The organism is Pseudomonas asplenii (genome assembly GCF_001293465.1).
GTDB lineage: Bacteria > Pseudomonadota > Gammaproteobacteria > Pseudomonadales > Pseudomonadaceae > Aquipseudomonas > Aquipseudomonas fuscovaginae_B.
In genome coordinates this window covers 365,787-385,499 of record NZ_JSYZ01000018.1, presented here as the reverse complement: position 1 = coordinate 385,499, position 19,713 = coordinate 365,787, and the positions used below count along the sequence as shown (strand labels likewise).

The window sequence follows — 19,713 nt, the reverse complement described above, 5'->3', positions numbered from 1 at the left end:
GGGTTGGTGAAGTTGCGGTTGAAGTAGGCGTTGCGCAGATTCAGGTTGGCGCTGGCATCGTCGACGAAACCCTCGGCACAGGCCAGGGAGGGGAGGGTCAGGGCGAGGCTTGCAGTGCCGGACAGCAACAGCGATCGGGAGGGGCGCATCATCATGAGGGTGAAGCTCCTGCGGTTTTTATTGTTATTGGTGTTATACGTCGTCGTACAACATTGAGCGGATTATCAACAGCTGAAAAACGCCTTGTCAACGTGCAGGCAGGCCGGGAAACAGGGGGAAGCCACAAGGAAGTGCGGGCAACCTGGCTTGGAGGCTTGAGTTGGAGCTGTCGGGCCCGACGGGAGAGGGGGAGGTATTTTTTGCGGTGATGCGATGGCGTGCGGGGCGACGCCGCAAACGGGGAGCCCGGCGGGCTCCCGTTCTGCCTCAGAAGTGGTACTTGACCAGCAGGCTCGCGGTGTCCTGGTTGGTCTTGAACGCACCGGAATCCTCGATGCCGTACTTGTTCTTCCAGTAGTCGTACTCGATACCCACGTACAACTGCTTGGCGCTCCAGTGCAGAGCCTTGCCCAGGTCGTACTTGATCTGCGGGTTGAAGTGCAGGTTGGCGTGGTAGGTGCCGCGTGAGGTCTGGTCGTTGTCGACCACCCAGTCCATGAAACCGTCGATCAGCACATTGGAGTCACCCACCGGGATGGTGTAGGACCAGACCGGCGTGATCTGCCAGACGTTGTCGCCAGGGCGGTTGCCTTCGGTCTGGCGCTGATAGAAGTTCAACTGGAAGTAGTCGAAACCGGGGATCGCCAGGTCAAAGCCCGGGCCGAACAGGTAGGATTCGCTGTCGCCTTCGCCGAACTCGTAGGTCAGTGCCAGCAGCACGTCCTTGATCGGGCCGAATTCCAGTTTCTGGTCGAGCATCTTGCCGAACGACAGGCGTGGGCTGAACTCGCCGTAGTAGGTGTTGGGGCCGACGTTGCCGTCGGCCTTGCCGTTGTAGAAGATCCGATCGAGGAAGAAGAAGTTGTCGCCATATTTCCAGGCGTCGGCGTGCTCGAAGGTGACGGTCTGCTGGATCTGCGGGTTGACCGCAAAATTCTTGCCCCACAGGTAGGTCAGGCTGTTGTTCTGCCACTGCAGTAGGTCGTCGGCCACGGCGGTACCGGTCGACAGCAGGGTCCCCGCGAGCATCAGGCTCGTGCAAGTACGTTTCATCAGGTTGCTCCCAAAGTTAAGAAGTTCGACGTCGAAGTCGTCCGGCGCTCTGGTGTGGCGCCTTTTTTCGGCTGTAAACGAGAGGGCGCGCAGGATACAGAGGCACGCCGGTGCTCTCAAGCCCGCGCGACAGAGCGTCGCCGGGCCGGGCGACAGGTTTCAGGCTGGCACCGGGGCAGCCTGTCGCGTGCCGCCCCGGTCACTCAGTGCGGGTGCACGTGCCCGCTGAGGGCGGCCCGTTCGGCGCCGCCGAGGACGTTGAACAGCAGGTTCAGGGTGACGGCGCTGACGGTCGCCATGGCGATTCCGCTGTGGGTGATCGGCCCCATCCACTGCGGCAGGTGCGCGAAGAACTCCGGACGGACCACGGGGATCAGGCCCATGCCGATGCTCACGGCCACCAGCAACTGGTTGCGGCGGTCGGAGATGTCGGCCTCCTGGAGAATCTTGATCCCGGTGGCGGCGACCATGCCGAACATGGCGATGGCCGCGCCGCCGAGGACTGCCGGTGGAATCGAGGCCACCAGGAAGGCCGCCTTGGGCAGCAGGCTGAGGACGATCAGCAAGCCGCCGGCGACCATGGTCACCGAACGGCAGCGCACGCCGGTCATCTGCACCAGGCCGATGTTCTGGGCGAACGAGGAATGGGTGAAGGTGTTGAAGAAACCGGCGAAGAACGAGGCGCCGGCATCGCACAGCAGGCCGCGGCGGAGCATCCGTGGGGTGACTTCCTGGCCGGTGATCTTGCCCAGGGCGAGGAACATGCCGGTGGACTCGACGAAGATGATCACCACCACCAGGCACATGGAGAGGATCGGCGCGAGGTGGAATTGCGGCAGGCCGAAATGCAGCGGCGTGACCACCTTGAGCCACGGTGCCTGGGCCAGGCCACTGAGGTCGACCATGCCGATCAGGCCGGACAGCACGTAGCCCAGAACCATGCCGATCAGCACCGAGATGTTCACCCAGAAACCGCGCATGAAGCGGTTGATCAGCAGGATGGTCGCCAGCACCAGGCCGGCGACCGTCAGGTAGATCGGCGAGCCGAACTGCGCCACGGCGCTGCCGCCACCAGCCCAGTTGACCGCCACGGGAAACAGCGAGAGGCCGATGGCGGTGATCACCGTGCCGGTGACCAGTGGCGGGAAGAAGCGCACCACCCTGGACATGAACGGTGCGATCAGCATGCCGAAGAAGCCCGCGGCGATGGTGGCGCCGAAGATCCCGGTCATGCCGATGCCGGGCATGCCGGCCATGGCCACCATGCTGCCGACGGCGGCGAAGCTGGCGCCCATCATCACCGGCATGCGAATGCCCAGCGGACCGATGCCGAAGGATTGCACCAGGGTGGCGATGCCGGCCACGAGCAGGTCGGCATTGATCAGAAAGGCGATTTCCTCACGACTCAGGCCGGCGGCCTGTCCGATGATCAGCGGTACGGCGACGGCCCCGCCATACATCAGCAGGACGTGTTGCAGGCCCACCAGCAGCAACTGCAACAGGGGCAGGCGGGCAAGGGCGGGTGCTTCGGGTATGCGCGGTTCGGATAGCTCGGACATGCAACACCTCGGATGTTTTTATTCTTGTGGTTCTGGCGCTGTGTGGTTGCCGACAGCGCTTGCTGTTGTCGGTAAGGCAGGCGTTTCACGGCGGGTCGCTGATCTCGAGGTCGCCCGCTGACCTGTGGGAGCGAGCTTGCTCGCGAAGTCCCTGGCGCCCTTGAGGGGCCTTTCGCGGGCAAGTCGGATCGCCGCATCGCCTGCTCCTGCAGGGGCCTGGTGCTCCTCAGGGTGTGTGTGCCCCCTGGTTGATCCAGGCGCCAATCAGGTCACGTTCCTGCTGGGTCATCTGGGTGATGTTGCCCAGGGGCATGATCTGGGTCGCGACGGCCTGGGCCTGGATACGCGGGGCCAGTTGCTGGATCTGTTGCGGGGTGTCGAACATGATCCCGGCCGGCGCGCTGCTGAACAGCGGGCTGGTGGGCTTGGCCGAATGACAGACCGCACAACGCTCCTGAATCACGCTGTGCACCTTGTCGAAGGCGACGGCATCAGCGGCTGGTGTCGCCGCCGGTGCGGGAGGGCTCGGTTCCACTGCCGGGGCCGGCTTGAGGCCACCGCCGAGGGCGGTTTCCGGCAAGGGCTGGTACTCGATCTTCGCCGGCGTCCTGGCGACTTCGGGGGCGCTCGGGTTCGATGCCGGGCCGGTGACGTAGGCCAGGCAGATCATGCCCAGCGCCGCGATCGGCAGGGTCCAGGCGAACTTCTGGCTGTTGTGCCGGGTGTTGAAGTAGTGCCGCACCAGTACCGCCAGCACCGCGATCCCGGCCAGGATCAGCCAGTTGTAAGGGCTGCCGTAGGTGCTCGGGAAGTGGTTGCTGATCATGATGAACAGCACTGGCAGGGTGAAGTAGTTGTTGTGGCGCGAGCGCAGCAGGCCCTTGGCCGGCAGGGCCGGGTCCGGCGTGCGGTTCTCGGCGATGGCCGCCACCAGCGCGCGCTGGGCCGGCATGATGATGCGGAACACGTTGCCGACCATGATGGTGCCGATGATCGCCCCGACGTGCAGGTAGGCTCCGCGTCCGCTGAACACCTTGCTCAGGCCGTAGGCCGCGGCGATCAGCAGGATGAACAGGATCAGGCCGAGCAGGGCCGGCCGCTTGCCCAGCGGCGAGTCGCAGAGAAAGTCATAGACGAACCAGCCGGCGACCAGTGCGCCGACGCCGATGGCAATGCCTTGCGCGCCACTCAGGCCGCTGCCGGGGGCGACCAGGTAGAGCAGGGGATTGGAGTAGAACACCACGCACAGCAGCGCGATGCCCGACATCCAGGTGAAGTAGGCTTCCCATTTGAACCAGTGCAGGTTCTCCGGCATGCTCGGCGGGGCCAGCTTGTACTTCTCCAGGTGGTAGATGCCGCCGCCGTGGATGGCCCACAGGTCGCCGGCCAGGCCGGTCCTGGGGTTGACCCGGTTGAGGTTGTTTTCCAGCCAGACGAAGTAGAACGAAGCGCCGATCCAGGCGACGCCGGTGATCATGTGAACCCAGCGTACGCTCAGGTTCAGCCATTCCAACAGATGTGCTTCCACAGTCTTTACCTCTCTCCCGTCGCACTTTTTGCAGAGCGATCGGGCCTTTTCTTATTGAAGACGGTGTGAAAACGCAGCGAGCGATGGCAAGCCGGGGCGGTGTTCAGCGCAGCCTTGCCTGGCACAGGGTTTTCACTCCGTCCGCTGGTGGGGGGCGAGGATCAACTGCTCATCCTCTGTGAAAAAATGCTCGTCGCAGTTGTTACCGCTGCCACTGCGATCAACCACCAGGAAGTCATCCCGCTTTTCGATCGTCAGGACCGGATGGTGCCAGACGCCGCGATGGTAATTTATGCCCTGCCTGCCATTGGTGATGAAGGCGCGGACCAGACCTGATACAGGTGCATCGCCAAGTGGCGCGACCACGATCAGAAAGGGGTTGCCGAGCAGCGGAATGAAAGCCTGGCTGCCCAGCGGATGGCGTTCGAGCATGCGCACGGTCAGCGGCATGTCCAGCGCATCGGCGCGGAAGATGCTGATGATCGCCTTGTCGTCGGGCGTCGCGGTTTCCACCGTGGCCAGGCGATGAAAGCGCTGGGTCGAACCGTTGTTGATCATGAAGTGGTCGCTGCCGTCGGTTTCGATCACGTCACCGAAAGGGGCGAAGGCTTCTTTGGTCAGCGGTTCAATCGTCAGTGTGCGCATGCTGTTCTTCTGTTCTCTAATTCGTTGGTTCGTTACCGCACGGTCCCGCAGGAGCCGGCGATGCGGCGATCCGACTGGCCCGCGAAGCTTTTCAGCGGCCTTGCGGGCCCATTCGCGGCGGTTCGGCGCTCCGACAAGCCAGGCTCCTGCAGGGTTTGCCTCAGCCTTGTCTGGCGACCTTGCCCAGCAGGCGCAGGCGGCTCACACCACCATCGGGGAACACGTTCAGGCGGACGTGGGTGATCGGGCCCAGCGCCTTGATCTGCTCGGCGAAGGTGTGCTCGGCGTGCATTTCCAGCTTCTGGCTCGGCAGCAGTTCGCGCCAGAACAGGCTTTGGGTCTCGATCTGGCTGTCGGTACCGCCCTTGACGTAGGCGCCCTGGATCGAGCAGCTGTCCGGGTAGTTGCCCTTGAAGTGCAGGGTATCGACGATGATCTTCTCGATCTCGCCCGGATGCCCCAGGGCGACGATCACCCAGTCATTGCCCGGCGTGCGACGGCGGGCGGTTTCCCAGCCGTCGCCCATGTTGACGCCGCGGCCCGGGTTGAGGATGTTGCTCATGCGGCCGAAGTGTTCGTCGGAGCAGGCCAGGGCGCGGCCGCCGTTGAGTGCGGCGGCGAGGTCTACCTGTTCGTTGTCGCCCACGGCCGACCAGTCGCGGTACGGAATGCCATGCACCCGCAGGCGGGCCACGCCACCGTCCGGGTAGATGTTGAAGCGCAGGTGGCTGAAGTGCTGCTCGTTGTGGATTTCATGGTAGTGGTGGCTGTTGCCCTGCAGCTCGACGGCCGGCAGTACTTCGACCCACCGGGTGTTTTCGTCCGGCTCGCCTTCGCTCAGGAAGCAGGCCTCCAGCGACGCCGAGGGCGGGTAGTTGCCGGTGAAGAACGAGGTATCGATGTCCACGCCCTTGATCGAGCCGGGTACGCCCAGGCGGATCACGGCGCTGTCGTAGCCTTCGAAGCGCTTGCGGCGCGATTCCCAGCCATCCATCCACTTGCCGTTGTCATCGAACACGCCTTCCTTCCATACCGCCGGCGTTGGTTGGAACAGGCGGTTGGCATCGGCGAACCAGTCGTCGGTGACGGAAATGATCCGGGTGCCCAGGCGGGCGTCGGCCAGGTTGACGAATTTTTCGAAAGGTGCGGCGTAAGCTTTCATTTTTCTTGTCTGCCTTTGAACAAGTGGCTGGGGATGTTCGCCGGACCCCGGGCCTCCTCGGCGCCGGGGCGTGGCGCGCTATAGGGTCAGTAATCGGAACAGGGCGATCTTGTTGATCTCGGCCAGCGCGCACTGGAACTCGGTGTCCACCGGGTTGTGGATACGCGTTTCGAACGCGGCAAGGATCTGATGCCGGTTGCTGCCTTTTACCGCCATGATGAAGGGAAACCTGAACTTGGCCTTGTAGGCCTCGTTCAGCTCGGTGAAGCGCTGGAACTCTTCGGCCGTGCATTGGTGAATACCGGCACCGGCCTGTTCGTGAGTGCTGGCGGTGGTCAGTTGGCCCTGGATCGCGGCCTTGCCGGCCAGGTCCGGGTGGGCGTTGATCAGGGCCAGCTGGCTGGCATGATCGGCGCTCAACAGGATGTCGCTCATGCGCTGGTGCAGGGTCTCGATCTGGTCGAGCGTCGCGTCCTGGCCCAGGTCGAAGGCCCTTTCGGCTACCCATGGCGAGTGTTCGTAGATGTCGGCGAAGGCCGCGACGAAGGCCGCGCGGTCCAGGGTCGACGGCTTGAGGGTCTGGAACGCGCTCATTGCGCCGGCTCCTGATAGGCGGGCTGGTAGGGGTGGTTAGCGTGCCAGTGGCGGGCGATGTCCACCCGACGGGCGAACCAGACCTGGTCGAAGCCCTTCACGTAGTCGAGGAAACGCTGCAGCGCGGCCAGGCGCGCCGGGCGCCCGATCAGCCGGCAGTGCAGGCCGATGGAGAGCATCTTCGGCGCCTCGGCACCCTCGGCGTAGAGCACGTCGAAGGCGTCCTTGAGGTACTGGTAGAAGTCGTCGCCCTGGTTGAAGCCCTGCACCTGGGTGAAGCGCATGTCGTTGGTGTCGAGGGTGTAGGGAATCACCAGGTGCGGCTTGCCGGTCGGGTTGTTCGGTTCCCAGTAGGGCAGGTCGTCGTCGTAGGTGTCCGAGTCGTAGAGGAAGCCGCCTTCCTCCATCACCAGGCGACGGGTGTTGGGGCCGGTGCGGCCGGTGTACCAGCCCAGCGGGCGTTCGCCGGTGATTTCGGTGAGGATGCGGATGGCTTCGTGCAGGTGCTCGCGCTCCTGCGCCTCGTCCATGTACTGGTAGTCGATCCAGCGGTAGCCGTGGCTGCAGATCTCGTGACCGGCCTCGACCATGGCGCGGATGACATCCGGGTGGCGCTGGGCGGCCATGGCCACGGCGAAGATGGTCAGCGGGATGTCGAGTTGCCTGAACAGCTTGAGAATCCGCCAGACCCCGGCGCGACTGCCATACTCGTAGAGCGATTCCATGCTCATGTTGCGCTGGCCCTGCAGGGGTTGCGCCGCGACCATCTCCGACAGGAACGCCTCGGACTCCTTGTCGCCGTGCAGGATGTTGCGCTCGCCGCCTTCCTCGTAGTTGAGCACGAAGGACAAGGCGATACGGGCATTGCCCGGCCAGCGGGGGTGAGGAGGGTTACTGCCGTAACCGATCAGGTCGCGTGGGTAGTCAGCGCTCACTGCAGTCTTCCTTCTTGTTCGTGGTGACGGTTGCGTGGCGTCCCGTTCTGGTCGGGTGGCGTCACGGCGATGAATTGATTGTATACAACTTTATCGCCGGTTTGTAAGCCCGTTTTTTTCCAGATGCTGCTGATCCTACCTGTTCCGTTCGTCACTGAAAACCTGTCTGATCGGTCAGCTAATGGATTCAAGGTCGGCTACTCACTGGGCTTCTGTCAAGATTCATGCCGACGGATGGAAACCCGGAAAAGCGTGAAATTTATTGTGTACAATTTTTCGTAAAAGTGTCTTAATCATTTCATTGCCGTATCTCCGGGGCTTTCCCCGCCGGTCCGGCATCTCCTTCATCCACTGACTCCGGGAGGCGCGAGACCCGGTCTGCCGCAGGCGGGCGGGTACGCAGAAGCAATGGGACGTTTGACTACGCATGTTTTGGATGCCGCGCATGGCTGCCCCGGCAGCTCGATCCAGGTCGAGCTGTATCGGGTCGAAGGCACCGTGCTGGAGCTGGTCGCCAGGGCCGTGACCAACGGCGACGGCCGCTGCGATACACCGCTGCTGCAGGGCGATGACTACCGTTCCGGGGTCTATCAGTTGCAATTTCATGCCGGTGACTACTATCGGGCCCGCGGCGTGACGCTGCCGGAGCCGGCCTTTCTCGATGTGGTGGTGCTGCGTTTCGGCATCAGTGCCGAGCAGGAGCACTACCACGTTCCCTTGCTGATCTCGCCCTACAGCTATTCGACCTATAGAGGAAGTTAGATCCCCTCAAGAACTGCGCAACCACTTCTTCGGTTCCTCTTGCCCGCCCACACTGCGGGCTTTTTTTGCCCGGTTGTTGTGTGGGATTTTCGGGCCCTTTCGCGTCATGCGCTCTACCGGCTCAACAGCGAAGCCGCCCCCGCCCCACTGAACAACCCGGCACTGACCCGATTGAACCAGCTCTGCCCCTTGCCACTACGCAGGTATTTCGCCGCGCCGTGGGCGCCCAGGCCGTAGGTCAGCTTGCACAGCAGGTCGAGCACGGTCCAGGTGGCGATCATCACCAGCAACTGGCCGAGGAACGGCTGGTCGGCCTTGAGGAACTGCGGCAGGAAGGCGGCGAAGAACAGGATGTCCTTGGGGTTGCTCGCCCCCAGCACGAAAGCGCGCCCAAACAGGGCACGAAAGCGCGGCACAGGTGCAGCTTCGGGCACGTTCGCCGCCCGTGCCGGCTGGCGCGACTGCTGCCAGCTCTGCCAGGCGAGGTAGAACAGGTACAGTGCGCCGACGACCTTCAGTGTGCTGAACAGTTGCTCCGAGGCCAGCAACACGGCCCCCAGGCCCAGGGCCGAGGCGCTGAGCAGGCAGATCGAGGCGCTGACGCCGCCCAGGAAGGCCGGGTACGAACGGCGCAATCCATAGTTCAGGCTGTTGCTGATCATCAGCAGCGACAGCGGCCCGGGAATGAGGATCACCACCAGGGCGGCTCCGCTGAACAACAACCAGGTTTCCAGGCTCATCAGGTTTCTTCCTCATGCAAGGGCCCCATCGCAATGGGGCCGGTTGTTTGGTTGCCGGCTACGCCAGTCTTCTCCTACAGGAAGATGAACTTGGCGATGAAAATGACGCACAGGACCCACAGACTGACGGAAATGTCCCTGAACTTGCCGGTTCCCGCCTTCAACGCCACGTAGGTGATGAAGCCCAGGGCGATCCCGTCGGCGACCGAGAAGGTCAGCGGCATCATGATCGCGGTGACGATCGCCGGAATGCTCTCCGTCGCTTCTTCCCAGGCGATATGCGCCAGGCTGCCCATCATCAGCATCGCCACGTAAATCAGTGCACCTGCGGTCGCGTAGGCAGGGATCATGCCAGCCAGCGGCGCGAAGAACATCGCGGCCACGAACAGTATGCCTACAGTAACAGCGGTCAGACCAGTCCGACCACCCGTTGCAACGCCGGCAGCACTTTCCACGTAGCTGGTGACCGGTGGCACGCCGACCACCGCACCGAATACGCTGGATACGCTGTCGGCCTTCATCGCCCGCGACAGGTTCTCGATGCGGCCGTCGGCGTTGACCAGGTTGGCGCGCTGGGCGACGCCCATCAGGGTTCCGGCGGTGTCGAACATGTGCACGAAGAGAAAGGCCAGGACCACGCTGATCATGCTGACGTTGAAGACGCCCGCCAGGTCCATGGCCATCCAGGTCGGCGCCAGGCTGGGCGGGGTGGAGAACACCCCGTGGTACTCGACCAGGCCCAGGCCCCAGCCGATCAGGGTGACACTGATGATGCTGATCAGGATGGCGCCGAATACCCGGTGGTAGCTGAGGATCGCGATCATCAGGAAACACATGGCGGCCAGCAGCGGGCCGGGCTCATGCAGGGCGCCGAGCCGGACCAGGGTGGCAGGGCTCGCGACGACGATCCCGGCGGTCTTCAGGCCGATGAGCCCGAGGAACAGCCCGACCCCGGCGCCCATGGCATGGCGCAGGCTGACCGGGATGCTGTTGAGCAGCCATTCGCGGACCCGGGACAGGGTCAGGGCCATGAACAGCACGCCGGAAATGAACACCGCGCCGAGGGCGGTCTCCCAGTGATAGCCCATGGTGCCGACCACGGTGTAGGTGAAGAAGGCGTTGAGCCCCATGCCGGGCGCCAGGCCCACCGGCCAGTTGGCGTAGAGCCCCATCAGCAGGCAGCCGAGGGCGGCGGCGATGCAGGTGGCGACGAAGGCGGCGCCATGGTCGATGCCGGCATCGGCCATGAGGTTGGGGTTGACGAAGATGATGTAGGCCATGGTGATGAAGGTGGTCACCCCGGCAATCAGTTCGGTCCTGACCGTGGTGCCATGCAGCCTGAGCCTGAACAGGCGCTCCAGCAGGCCGGTGCTCGAAGGCGGCGAGAGATCCAGCGTGGGTGCTTCGGATTTGCGGCTTTCCACAGCGATTACTCCTCAGGGTTTTATTGTTATTTCCAGGGCCGGACACGTCATGGTGGGCAGCGGCTCCTTGAGGGAGCGCGGATTTGTTGACCGAAAGGTCAGGAACTTACACGAAGCGGATTATGCTTTTGTATACAAAGAAAGCAAATAATGTTTTTGACGGTGTGTGCGATATTTCGGCGGGGCGGGCTATATGGGCTGCTGGTCGGCAGGGGCAGATGGGTCTTGAGAGGGCTGATGGCTTCGCGGGCAAGCCCACACAGCCGCTACAAAGGCTGTGGGAGCGGGCTTGCCGCGAAGCGCTCGGCGTGGTCAGGCCTGGCGGCTGTCACCCAACGCCCGATTGACCGCCATCCAGCCATCCACCGCCGCCTCGCCCGCCTGGGCGAAGGCCTTCTGCAACAGCTTGACCTGCTCGCGGCGCAACGACTCTTCCAGGCTGGTCCCGTCGGGGGTCAGGCAGAGCAGGCGTTTGCGCTTGTCCGTCGGTGAGGCGACGCCTTGCACCAGTCCCATCTCGGTCAACTGGCGCAACGGCATGTTCAGCGCCTGCTTGCTGACGCCCAGGCGATCGAGCAGTTCCTTGACGCTGAGGTCCGGATAACGTCCGATGAAAAACACGATCCGCTGATGCACCCGGCTCAGGCCACGCCGTTCGAGCATTTCGTCGGCCTTGGCGGTGAATGCCTGGTAGCCGAAGAAAAACGCCTCCATGGCGTCCTGTTGGGTGTTGGAATTTTTAAGGTCAAGCATATTGACGTATTGGTCCGTGGCGTCGTAATTTCGGTCAAGCAGTTTGACGTATTTTCCTTTCACTCCGCTACCGGTGACCTGTCATGGCCTTCTCCGAACGTGTTACGCGTCTTAAAAGCTCGCTGATTCGTGAAATCCTCGCTGCCGCCCAGCGTCCCGAGGTGATGTCGTTTGCCGGTGGGCTGCCGGCCGAGGCGATGCTGCCGACGCTGGAGTGGGAGGGCATGCCGCGGGCCATGGGCCAGTACGGCATGAGCGAGGGCGAGCCGGCCCTGCGTGAAGTGCTGGCGGCCCAGGCGCGGGCCCTGGGTGTCGACTGCCAGGCCAGCCAGGTGCTGGTGCTCGGCGGTTCCCAGCAGGCCCTCGACCTGGCCGCCAAGCTGCACATCGACAAGGGCACCGAGATCCTGCTGGAAGGGCCGACCTACCTGGCGGCCCTGCAGATCTTCCAGTTGTTCGGGGCCGACTGCCTGAGCATTCCCCAGGAATCGGACGGACCCGACCTGCAGCAGTTGCGCGCCCGCCTGGAGCGACACCGGCCGGCGTTCGTCTACCTGATCCCGACCTTCCAGAATCCGTCCGGCGTCTGCTACAGCGAGGCCAAGCGCGCCGGTGTTGCGGCGTTGCTGGACGAGTTCGGCGTGACCCTGATCGAGGACGAACCCTATCGTGAACTCAGCTACGACGGGGTCGATGCCGTGCCGATCGTCGCCGGTCTGAAGAAGGCCAGCTGGATCTACACCGGCACGGTCTCCAAGACCCTGGCCCCCGGCCTGCGGGTTGGCTACCTGATCGCCAGTCCCGACCTGTTCCCGCACCTGCTCAAGCTCAAGCAGTCGGCGGACCTGCATACCAACCGCGTCGGGCAGTGGCAGGCGCTGCAGTGGATCGGCACGGAAAAATATCGCCAGCACCTGCAGGCGTTGCGCAGTTTCTACCGGACCCGCCGGGATGCGTTCGCCGAGGCCCTGCAGCGGCATTTCGCCGACCTGGCCGACTGGCAGGTGCCCCAGGGCGGGCTGTTCTTCTGGTTGACCCTCAAGCATCCGCTGGACACCCGGACCCTGCTCGATGCCGCCCTGGCCCGGGATGTCGCGTTCATGCCTGGCGAGCCTTTTTTTGCCGAACCGGAGCGTAATCCGGGTAATCTGCGTCTGAATTTCAGCCATATCGCGCCGGAGCGCCTGGACGAAGGTCTGGGCCGACTGGCTGCTGTCGTACGTCATGCACAGGCCGCAAGAGCGGCTTAAGGGGAGGGCCATGTACAAGGTTTACGGGGATTACCAGTCGGGCAACTGCTACAAGATCAAGTTGATGCTGCATCTGCTGGGTCAGGAGTACCGTTGGCACCCGGTGGATATTCTCAAGGGCGACACCGAGACGGCGGAATTCCTGGCGAAGAACCCCAATGGCAAGGTGCCGGTGCTGGAGTTGGAGGACGGCACCTGCCTGTGGGAATCCAATGCCATCCTCAACTTCCTGGCCGACGGCAGCGAGTTCCTGCCGAGCGAGCCGCGCCTGCGTACCCAGGTGCTGCAATGGCAGTTTTTCGAGCAGTACAGCCATGAGCCCTACATCGCGGTGGCGCGTTTCATCGAGTTCTACCTGGGTTTGCCCGAAGAGCGGCGCGAGGAGTACCTCAAGTTGCAGAAGCGCGGGCACAAGGCCCTGAAGGTCATGGAGAAGCAGTTGCAGCAGACCCCTTACCTGGTCGGCGAGCACTACTCGATCGCCGATATCGCGCTGTACGCCTACACCCACGTCGCGCACCAGGGCGGCTTCGACCTGAGCATCTACCCGGCGATCCAGGCCTGGCTGCAGCGGGTGGCGAGCCATCCCCGGCATGTCGGTATGCTGGATTGAGCGAAAAGTCTGCAAACACTTGAACCGGCCCCAGGGCCGGTTTTCTTTTGCCGGCGGCGAGGGCCTGGCGCAAACTCAAGGGCCTATCCACCGACATGGGGACATCCATGAAATATCCGCTTGCAGCCTTCCTGACGTTCGCCCTGTCGGGCCTGGCCGCTGTCGCCCAGGCGGCTGACGGTTGTGATGCCAGCCAGGCGTCGATGAATACCTGCGCGGCCCAGGCATTCAAGCGGGCCGACGACGACCTGAACCGGTACTACAAGGCGCAGATGGACTATCTGAAAGGCCCGGCCGGCAAGGAGGCGCTCAGGGATGCCCAGCGCAAGTGGCTGGCCTTGCGCGATGCCGACTGCCGGTATCGGGTCGGCAAGCCGGAGGAGGGCGGCTCGATGTGGCCGATGCGCGACCTGCAGTGCCGAACCGAGCTGACCCGCCAGCGTGCCGCGCAGTTGAAGGCCTATACCGAGTGCCGCGGCGAATACGATCAGTGCCCCAACTGAAAAGGGTGTGACCGCCGCGAACAGGTTCCTGCAGGTGCCGAAGTTCTGACGCGGCCTTTTCAGGCCGCGGCGAAACGCTTGTCCAGGTAGTCGATGATCACCTTGGATTCGTACATCCAGGTGGTCTGGCCGTTTTCCTCGATACGCAGGCACGGCACCTTGATCCTGCCACCCTGTTCGAGCAGGGTCTGGCGGTCCTGTTCGTTGTTCTTCGCATCGCGCAGGGCCACCGGCACGTTCAGGCGGTGCAGGGTACGGCGGGTCTTCACGCAGAACGGGCAGGCATGGAATTGATACAGGGTCAGGCCTTTGGCGGCGGCGTCGACCTTGGCCTGGTTCTCGGCGCTGCGTTGCTGCTTGCGCGGGCGGGTGAGGAAGTCGATGAGGATGATGAGTTGGCCCAGGCCGACTCGAAGGGCTTTGACTAACACGCGATAGCCTCGTGGGCGGTGGAGGAGGCAGGCAGCTTACCTGATTTTCCCCAGGCGAAAAAAACCGGCGATGAACGCCGGTTTCTTCAGGTCGCCCGGTGTTACTTGATCAGGGCGAGGAATTCGCTGCGGGTCGCTGCATTCTCGCGGAATTCGCCGAGCATCACCGAGGTGATCATCGACGAGTTCTGCTTCTCGACACCGCGCATCATCATGCACATGTGCTTGGCCTCGATCACCACGGCAACGCCCAGGGCGCCGGTGACCTGCTGGACCGCATCGGCGATCTGGCGGCTGAGGTTCTCCTGGATCTGCAGGCGGCGGGCGTACATGTCGACGATCCGCGCAACCTTCGACAGGCCCAGCACCTTGCCGCTCGGAATGTAGGCCACGTGGGCCTTGCCGATGAAGGGCAGCAGGTGGTGTTCGCACAGCGAGTAGAGCTCGATGTCCTTGACCAGCACCATTTCGCTGTTATCGGAGCTGAACAGGGCACCGTTGGTGACTTCTTCCAGGGTCTGTTGATAACCGCGGCAAAGGTACTGCATGGCTTTGGCGGCACGCTTGGGCGTGTCGAGCAAACCCTCGCGGGAGACGTCCTCGCCGAGTTGACCGAGGATCGCCGTGTAATTCTGTTCCAGGGACATGAATCTACCTGTGGGAGTTTACGCAAAGGCCAAGGATACGGCGGCTGGCAGCCGCCTGCAAATTCGATGACAGTCCGGTTACTCGTCGCGGCCTTCCATCATCGTCCGCTTGAGCATCACATACACCGCTCCGGCCCCGCCGTGCCGGGCCTGGCAGGAGGTGAAACCGAGCACCTGGGCGTGCTGGCGCAGCCAGGTGTTGACGTGGCTCTTGATCATCGGGCGCTTGCCGTCCAGGCGCACGGCCTTGCCGTGGGTGACGCGCACGCAGCGGATCTCGAATCTGGTCGCTTCGGCGAGGAACGCCCAGAGGGTTTCCCGGGCCTTTTCCACGGTCATGCCATGCAGGTCGAGGCTGCCTTCGAAGGGGATCTGCCCAGCCTTGAGCTTGCGCATCTGGCTTTCCTGCACGCCGTCGCGGGACCAGTACAGCTCGTCTTCGGGGCCGACGTCGATCACGAACTGGTCGGACAGGCCGTCCACCGTGGCGACTTCGCTGCGCAAGGTTGCCGCCTGGCGCAGCTTGGCCAGTTGAGCGCGGTCGGACCTGGGTTTGCCGGTATCGGCACGATCGTGCTTGATCGGCTTTACGCCGCGGATCTCGCTTTGAAACAGGGAAAAATCGTCGTCTTGCATGTCAGTCTCCGCAGGAACCGCCAGTTTACCCAAGTGCCGGGCTTCACGTCACAGGCGATTCCTCGAAGGTCGGGATCAGTCGTGCCTTTTCATCAGGTGCGGGGCCATGTTCAGCGCCTGGCCACGGCGTCTGCGCCGACGGCAGCGCCGCCACAGCCAGACGCCGACGTACAGCACCAGCAGGCCCGCCACCAGGATCGCCGCCGAGGCGCCGGGGTTGGTGTTCAGCTCGCCCATGGCCGGGGCGTGCCCCAGCAGGCTGGCGGTGCCGGCCATGGCCAGCAATACGCCGAAAGTCGCCAACAGCGCCGCGAAACCGGCGCACAGACGCGAACGCCAGTTGCTTTCGCCCTTGGGGCGCAGCCGGCGGGCGTCGAATCCATCATCGGATATCTTCATTCCGATTTCCTCTTTGATTATCGGCCGTTCGACCGGGAGATGGTCGGCTTGTTCCGGACGTGAAGGGGAAATCGGAAAATGAGTGCGGCGCCAAGGGATGGGCGATCGCCTGGAGCGCCCATCCCGACGGGCTCAGATTAGGTCTCTGGTCAGTGCCAGGGTGGCGAAATTGTCGGCCATGATTGCCATTTCGGTGCGCTGAACCTGGGCCGCGCTGATGATCTCGCCCTTGTGGGGCAGGTCGCGGGTGGCGCAGGCGTCTTCCACCAGGGTGCAGCGAAAGCCCAGGTTCTTGGCGGCGCGCACGGTGGTGCTGACGCTGGAGTGGCTCATGAAGCCGCAGACGATCAGGTCCAGCGAGCCGAGGTCCTGCAGGTGCTTTTCCAGGCCGGTGCCATGGAAGGCGCTGGGCAGCAGCTTGCCGATCAGCGTTTCGTCGCCCTGGGGTTCCAGGCCGGGAATGAACTCGCCGCGTTCGCCCTGTGGATCGAACAGGCCGCCGACGGTACCCAGGTGGCGGATGTGCACGATCGGCCGGCCGGCCGCGCGGGCCGCAGCGACCAGTTGCTTGATGTTGTCGACGGCTTGCGCCATGCCGGACAACGCGAGCGGACCGCTCAGATATTCTTTCTGGGCGTCGATGATCAACAGGGTGGCGTGGCTCAGGTTGGCTGCCGCATAACCTCGGCCACTGAGTTGAAACATCGTCTTTGGAACGGACATTCGAGGGGCTCCTGTGCGTGGGGCTTTTACCCATTGTCCTCCGGCTGAGCGTTTATGTGAATCGCTACCGACGCAAGCGCCGTGGTTACTGGCCTGCAGCCATGTCAAGAGGTGAGCGCCGACGGTCGGAAAGGTCCGCGCCGAGGTCTTTTTGCCGGGTTTCCACCCGGCGTCCGTTTGGCTGTTAGAATTGCCCGTCGTTTTTTCAGGAGTCTACCCGTGATCACTTCCCGCCTGCGCACCCTGCGCGACCATATCCGTTGGGCTGTCAGCCGTTTTCACGGTGCGGAGCTGTTTTTCGGTCATGGTACCGACAATGCCTGGGACGAGGCTCGGCAACTGGTGCTGGGCGCCTTGCACCTGCCCTGGGAAATCGCCGACAGCTACCTCGACTGCCGCCTGGAGGACGAGGAACTGACACATCTGCAGCACCTGCTCAAGCGTCGGATCGAGGATCGCGTGCCGACCGCCTATCTGCTGGGCGAAGCCTGGTTCTGCGGCCTGCCGTTCATCGTTGACGAGCGGGTGCTGATCCCGCGCTCGCCGATCGGCGAACTGATCGAGAACCGCTTCGCCCCCTGGCTGGGTGCGGAGCCGGCCCGCATCCTCGACCTGTGCACCGGCTCGGGTTGCATCGGGATTGCCTGTGCCTATGAGTTCGAGCAGGCCGAAGTGGTGCTGGCGGACCTGTCCTTCGACGCGCTGGAAGTGGCCAACCGCAACATCGAGCGCCATGGCGTCGACGAGCGGGTGTTCACGGTTCAGGGCGATGGTTTCGACGGCTTGCCGGGCCAGCGTTTCGACCTGATCGTCTCGAACCCGCCGTATGTCGATGCCGAGGATTTCGCCGACATGCCGGCGGAGTACCACCATGAGCCGGAACTGGGCCTGGCCTGTGGTGACGACGGCTTGAACCTGGTGCGGCGGATGCTCGCCGAAGCGGCGGACCATCTGACCGAGAAGGGGCTGCTGATCGTCGAGGTGGGCAACAGCCAGGTGCATGTCGAGGCCTTGTATCCGCAGGTGGACTTTGCCTGGCTGGACTTCGAGCGTGGCGGGCACGGGGTGTTCATGCTGACGGCGCAGCAGTGCCGCGAGCACCAGGCGCTGTTCGCCTCGAAGATCTAGGTTGCCCGTTCGCGGATGAACCCTGCTCCCTCAGTGTCAGCGTTGTTCGCAGGATTCATGCGCGGCGCGAGCACTTGTGGGAGCCAACTGGCTGGGGGATATCCACCTGGCTAGCGGTGGGTGGCGATCCAGATCAGCAGCCCGGCCTGGAACACCGCGAAGGCCACCAGGCAGGTGATGGTGAAGCGCAGCCCGCTGTCTTCACGCTTGAGCTTGCTGACCCGTTCTTCCTGCTGGCGCAGTTTCACTTCCTGCTCCTGCAGATTCTGCTCGGCCTGCTGGAGCATCTGCGAGGCTTCGAGAATCTCCACGAACTGCACTTTCTCGGTGTTCCACTGGGCCAGCAGTTCGCCAACCTGCATGTCCTTGTAGCTGCCCTTGAGGTGCTGCGGGTCGGCGTAGACCACGTCGAAACCCTGGACCCGCAGGAAGTGGTCGCGGCGCAGGCGGGTGTCTTCGTTCAGCGCGTCCTTGTTCTGCAGGGGGGCGCCGTCGATGCGGTAGTGCGACCATTTCTTCTGCGCCCAGATCGCCGCCTGGGCCACCAGGAAGCGTCCGATTCCACGGTTCCACGGTTCCACCTGCAGGCCGCCCTCGGGCCCGAAGTGCACGCGTTTGGTGGTGTGGTCGACCCACATGTCGAGCTGGTTCTGTTCCTTGCGCACCTTTTGCGCCGGCAACTGGATGCTCATGCGCAACAGGCTGCGTTCCTTGCCGTTGCGCTCGGCGTAGCCGAACTGGACAAAGCGCAGCGGCCGTCCGCCGGTGTTGCGGTCGGTGGCCAGGGGGGCCAGGCGCAGCATCTTGAAGTGCTCGGGTTGCACATCGGCCCACGGCAGTTCCACCGGCGCGGGTTCGACGGCTTCGGCGTTGCTTTCGGGTGACGCTTGAGTTTCTGTCATTCGGCGAGATCCTGTCCGTGTCCAGCTTGCCAGTCACAATATCGATACCGGCAATGCCCTTATCGGCCGGTTCTGCCAGGACTGGAGGGCAAAAATCATCTCAATGGCGAGCAAGTCCGTCGATAAAGCCGGTAATCGGCTTTTCAAGGCCGGCGGCCAGCGGCAACTGCGGGTTATTGTAGGAGGCCAACTGCTGCCGGATATCGTCGGGCACGATGCGCAGGATGTGGTTCATGCCGTCGATGATCGCCAGTTGCGCATCCGGCTTGGCCGCCTGCAGCGCCTTGGCGTCGTCGACGCTGACCTGGATGTCGTTGCGCCCCTGGACGATCAGGGCCGGCATCGTCAGGTGGCTGAATGCCGCCGCCGGGTCCTGGCGGAACAGGCTGATCAGGTAGGGCTGGACGCTGGGGCGAAAGATCGGCTCCAGCGGCTGCGGGATATTGGCGTCCGGGTGTCCGGCCTTGAGGCTGTCGAGCAGTTCGTTGCTGCGCAGCATCAGCGCCGGTGGCAGGCGCCTGGCCAGTTGCTGGCGCAGTACCTGGTCGACCGGGCGACCGCTGCCCGACACGGAAATGACCCCGGCGGCCGCCAGCTTCGGCGCGGCGAGCGTGGCGATCAGCGCGCCCTCGCTGTGGCCGAGCAGGATCAACTGCCCCAGGCGTGGATCGGCCTTGAGCTTCTCGCCCCAGGCCACGGTGTCGGCGACATAGGCCTGCACGCTCAGGTTGCGCTCATTGGGCGTGGCCGCCAGGCTGGCCGCGACGCCACGCTTGTCGTAGCGCACGCTGGCGATACCGTGGCGGGCCAGCATCCAGGCCAGGCGCTTGAGGCTGTCGTTGCGTCCACCATCGGGATTGTTGCCATCACGGTCGGTGGGCCCGGAGCCGGCGACGATCAACACCACCGGTACCGGCCGGTCGGACTTGGGCAGCAGCAGCGAGCCGAACAGTTCACCGGTGCCGGTATCGAGTTCGATCGGCCGTTGCAGGACGACACCGGCCTGGGCAAGGCCGCTGAAGAGGGTCAAGGTCAGGAGCAGAATACGCAGCATCATCGGGCCATCATGGACAAGGTGCCGGTTGGACTCGCAACCGTCGATAAGGTTCGAGGATGAACTCGTCGGTCAGCCTGCGTATACTGGGCCGCTCGGTTATCTAGATCTGA

The 19,713-nt window shown here is 63.6% G+C and carries 22 protein-coding genes and 1 pseudogene; 5 read left to right on the top strand and 18 right to left on the bottom strand.

The window, feature by feature from the left end:
* The 8 genes and pseudogenes from PF66_RS33510 to puuE form a co-directional block, all read right to left on the bottom strand.
* A pseudogene (locus tag PF66_RS33510) lies at window positions 1-155 on the bottom strand (OprD family porin); the annotation flags it as partial.
* Window positions 156-426: 271 nt separating this feature from the next.
* Window positions 427-1,212 (bottom strand): outer membrane protein OmpK, encoded by a 786-nt coding sequence (locus PF66_RS23325; RefSeq protein ID WP_054063938.1) that lies wholly within the window; start codon window positions 1,210-1,212, stop codon window positions 427-429.
* 203 nt (window positions 1,213-1,415) lie between these two features.
* Complete coding sequence (locus PF66_RS23320; RefSeq protein ID WP_054063937.1) at window positions 1,416-2,771, bottom strand: nucleobase:cation symporter-2 family protein; 1,356 nt, start codon at window positions 2,769-2,771, stop codon at window positions 1,416-1,418.
* A gap of 226 nt (window positions 2,772-2,997) precedes the next feature.
* Entirely contained in the window at window positions 2,998-4,299 is a 1,302-nt protein-coding gene (locus tag PF66_RS23315) for a urate hydroxylase PuuD (protein WP_054063936.1), read from the bottom strand.
* Between the two features lie 132 nt (window positions 4,300-4,431).
* A complete protein-coding gene (locus tag PF66_RS23310; RefSeq protein WP_054057797.1) occupies window positions 4,432-4,944 on the bottom strand; it encodes an ureidoglycolate lyase in 513 nt (170 codons plus the stop codon).
* 160 nt (window positions 4,945-5,104) lie between these two features.
* On the bottom strand, window positions 5,105-6,106 hold the full coding sequence (gene alc / locus PF66_RS23305) for an allantoicase (protein ID WP_054057796.1): 1,002 nt from the start codon (window positions 6,104-6,106) through the stop codon (window positions 5,105-5,107).
* A 78-nt stretch (window positions 6,107-6,184) separates the two neighbouring features.
* Window positions 6,185-6,700, bottom strand: coding sequence for a 2-oxo-4-hydroxy-4-carboxy-5-ureidoimidazoline decarboxylase (uraD, locus tag PF66_RS23300; RefSeq protein WP_054063935.1), 516 nt, complete (start codon window positions 6,698-6,700; stop codon window positions 6,185-6,187).
* Complete coding sequence (puuE, locus tag PF66_RS23295; protein ID WP_054057794.1) at window positions 6,697-7,635, bottom strand: allantoinase PuuE; 939 nt, start codon at window positions 7,633-7,635, stop codon at window positions 6,697-6,699. Before puuE ends, uraD begins: the two co-directional genes overlap by 4 nt.
* 408 nt (window positions 7,636-8,043) lie before the next feature.
* On the opposite strand from puuE, the gene uraH reads away from it, so the two are divergent.
* Window positions 8,044-8,397, top strand: coding sequence for a hydroxyisourate hydrolase (uraH, locus tag PF66_RS23290; RefSeq protein ID WP_054057793.1), 354 nt, complete (start codon window positions 8,044-8,046; stop codon window positions 8,395-8,397).
* A 113-nt stretch (window positions 8,398-8,510) separates the two neighbouring features.
* On the opposite strand, the gene PF66_RS23285 is transcribed toward uraH, so the two are convergent.
* The 3 genes from PF66_RS23285 to PF66_RS23275 all read right to left on the bottom strand — a co-directional run bounded on the left by PF66_RS23285 (window position 8,511) and on the right by PF66_RS23275 (window position 11,314).
* The gene (locus PF66_RS23285) at window positions 8,511-9,137 is read right to left on the bottom strand and encodes a LysE family translocator (RefSeq protein WP_054063934.1); all 627 of its coding nucleotides are present in this window, start codon (window positions 9,135-9,137) and stop codon (window positions 8,511-8,513) included.
* 74 nt (window positions 9,138-9,211) lie between these two features.
* On the bottom strand, window positions 9,212-10,561 hold the full coding sequence (locus tag PF66_RS23280; protein ID WP_054063933.1) for an NCS2 family permease: 1,350 nt from the start codon (window positions 10,559-10,561) through the stop codon (window positions 9,212-9,214).
* A gap of 312 nt (window positions 10,562-10,873) precedes the next feature.
* Window positions 10,874-11,314, bottom strand: coding sequence for a MarR family winged helix-turn-helix transcriptional regulator (locus tag PF66_RS23275; RefSeq protein ID WP_054057790.1), 441 nt, complete (start codon window positions 11,312-11,314; stop codon window positions 10,874-10,876).
* 83 nt (window positions 11,315-11,397) lie between these two features.
* Here PF66_RS23275 and PF66_RS23270 point away from each other — a divergent pair, with 83 nt between their 5' ends.
* The 3 genes from PF66_RS23270 (at window position 11,398) to PF66_RS23260 (ending at window position 13,680) form a co-directional block, all read left to right on the top strand.
* A complete protein-coding gene (locus PF66_RS23270) occupies window positions 11,398-12,564 on the top strand; it encodes a PLP-dependent aminotransferase family protein (protein ID WP_054063932.1) in 1,167 nt (388 codons plus the stop codon).
* 10 nt (window positions 12,565-12,574) lie between these two features.
* Window positions 12,575-13,177 (top strand): glutathione S-transferase family protein, encoded by a 603-nt coding sequence (locus tag PF66_RS23265; RefSeq protein WP_054057788.1) that lies wholly within the window; start codon window positions 12,575-12,577, stop codon window positions 13,175-13,177.
* Between the two features lie 107 nt (window positions 13,178-13,284).
* Window positions 13,285-13,680, top strand: coding sequence for a lysozyme inhibitor LprI family protein (locus tag PF66_RS23260; RefSeq protein WP_054057787.1), 396 nt, complete (start codon window positions 13,285-13,287; stop codon window positions 13,678-13,680).
* A 59-nt stretch (window positions 13,681-13,739) separates the two neighbouring features.
* On the opposite strand, the gene PF66_RS23255 is transcribed toward PF66_RS23260, so the two are convergent.
* From PF66_RS23255 to PF66_RS23235, 5 genes are all read right to left on the bottom strand, one after another.
* Entirely contained in the window at window positions 13,740-14,111 is a 372-nt protein-coding gene (locus PF66_RS23255; protein WP_054057786.1) for a glutathione S-transferase N-terminal domain-containing protein, read from the bottom strand.
* Window positions 14,112-14,212: 101 nt separating this feature from the next.
* A complete protein-coding gene (gene folE / locus PF66_RS23250) occupies window positions 14,213-14,758 on the bottom strand; it encodes a GTP cyclohydrolase I FolE (protein WP_010449813.1) in 546 nt (181 codons plus the stop codon).
* Window positions 14,759-14,836: 78 nt separating this feature from the next.
* Entirely contained in the window at window positions 14,837-15,394 is a 558-nt protein-coding gene (locus PF66_RS23245) for a Smr/MutS family protein (RefSeq protein ID WP_054063931.1), read from the bottom strand.
* A 75-nt stretch (window positions 15,395-15,469) separates the two neighbouring features.
* Complete coding sequence (locus PF66_RS23240) at window positions 15,470-15,793, bottom strand: hypothetical protein (RefSeq protein WP_054057784.1); 324 nt, start codon at window positions 15,791-15,793, stop codon at window positions 15,470-15,472.
* A gap of 132 nt (window positions 15,794-15,925) precedes the next feature.
* Complete coding sequence (locus PF66_RS23235) at window positions 15,926-16,516, bottom strand: cysteine hydrolase family protein (RefSeq protein ID WP_054057783.1); 591 nt, start codon at window positions 16,514-16,516, stop codon at window positions 15,926-15,928.
* Between the two features lie 219 nt (window positions 16,517-16,735).
* Here PF66_RS23235 and prmB point away from each other — a divergent pair, with 219 nt between their 5' ends.
* Entirely contained in the window at window positions 16,736-17,644 is a 909-nt protein-coding gene (gene prmB, locus PF66_RS23230; protein WP_054063930.1) for a 50S ribosomal protein L3 N(5)-glutamine methyltransferase, read from the top strand.
* A 110-nt stretch (window positions 17,645-17,754) separates the two neighbouring features.
* Here prmB and PF66_RS23225 read toward each other — a convergent pair whose 3' ends face one another.
* The gene (locus PF66_RS23225) at window positions 17,755-18,546 is read right to left on the bottom strand and encodes a hypothetical protein (RefSeq protein ID WP_054057781.1); all 792 of its coding nucleotides are present in this window, start codon (window positions 18,544-18,546) and stop codon (window positions 17,755-17,757) included.
* Between the two features lie 100 nt (window positions 18,547-18,646).
* Complete coding sequence (locus PF66_RS23220; RefSeq protein WP_193394225.1) at window positions 18,647-19,648, bottom strand: alpha/beta hydrolase; 1,002 nt, start codon at window positions 19,646-19,648, stop codon at window positions 18,647-18,649.
* Between the last annotated feature and the right edge of the window lie 65 nt (window positions 19,649-19,713).

What these genes read in the sequence shown, in the direction of transcription:
- PF66_RS23320 (WP_054063937.1), bottom strand. Translation starts at nt 2,771, where the DNA reads ATGTCCGAGCTATCCGAACCGCGCATACCCGAAGCACCCGCCCTTGCC.
- PF66_RS23240 (WP_054057784.1), bottom strand. Translation starts at nt 15,793, where the DNA reads ATGAAGATATCCGATGATGGATTCGACGCCCGCCGGCTGCGCCCCAAG.
- PF66_RS23235 (WP_054057783.1), bottom strand. Translation starts at nt 16,516, where the DNA reads ATGTCCGTTCCAAAGACGATGTTTCAACTCAGTGGCCGAGGTTATGCG.
- PF66_RS23275 (WP_054057790.1), bottom strand. Translation starts at nt 11,314, where the DNA reads ATGCTTGACCTTAAAAATTCCAACACCCAACAGGACGCCATGGAGGCG.
- alc (WP_054057796.1), bottom strand. Translation starts at nt 6,106, where the DNA reads ATGAAAGCTTACGCCGCACCTTTCGAAAAATTCGTCAACCTGGCCGAC.
- folE (WP_010449813.1), bottom strand. Translation starts at nt 14,758, where the DNA reads ATGTCCCTGGAACAGAATTACACGGCGATCCTCGGTCAACTCGGCGAG.
- PF66_RS23285 (WP_054063934.1), bottom strand. Translation starts at nt 9,137, where the DNA reads ATGAGCCTGGAAACCTGGTTGTTGTTCAGCGGAGCCGCCCTGGTGGTG.
- uraD (WP_054063935.1), bottom strand. Translation starts at nt 6,700, where the DNA reads ATGAGCGCGTTCCAGACCCTCAAGCCGTCGACCCTGGACCGCGCGGCC.
- PF66_RS23265 (WP_054057788.1), top strand. Translation starts at nt 12,575, where the DNA reads ATGTACAAGGTTTACGGGGATTACCAGTCGGGCAACTGCTACAAGATC.
- PF66_RS23325 (WP_054063938.1), bottom strand. Translation starts at nt 1,212, where the DNA reads ATGAAACGTACTTGCACGAGCCTGATGCTCGCGGGGACCCTGCTGTCG.
- PF66_RS23225 (WP_054057781.1), bottom strand. Translation starts at nt 18,546, where the DNA reads ATGACAGAAACTCAAGCGTCACCCGAAAGCAACGCCGAAGCCGTCGAA.
- PF66_RS23245 (WP_054063931.1), bottom strand. Translation starts at nt 15,394, where the DNA reads ATGCAAGACGACGATTTTTCCCTGTTTCAAAGCGAGATCCGCGGCGTA.
- PF66_RS23260 (WP_054057787.1), top strand. Translation starts at nt 13,285, where the DNA reads ATGAAATATCCGCTTGCAGCCTTCCTGACGTTCGCCCTGTCGGGCCTG.
- uraH (WP_054057793.1), top strand. Translation starts at nt 8,044, where the DNA reads ATGGGACGTTTGACTACGCATGTTTTGGATGCCGCGCATGGCTGCCCC.
- PF66_RS23270 (WP_054063932.1), top strand. Translation starts at nt 11,398, where the DNA reads ATGGCCTTCTCCGAACGTGTTACGCGTCTTAAAAGCTCGCTGATTCGT.
- PF66_RS23310 (WP_054057797.1), bottom strand. Translation starts at nt 4,944, where the DNA reads ATGCGCACACTGACGATTGAACCGCTGACCAAAGAAGCCTTCGCCCCT.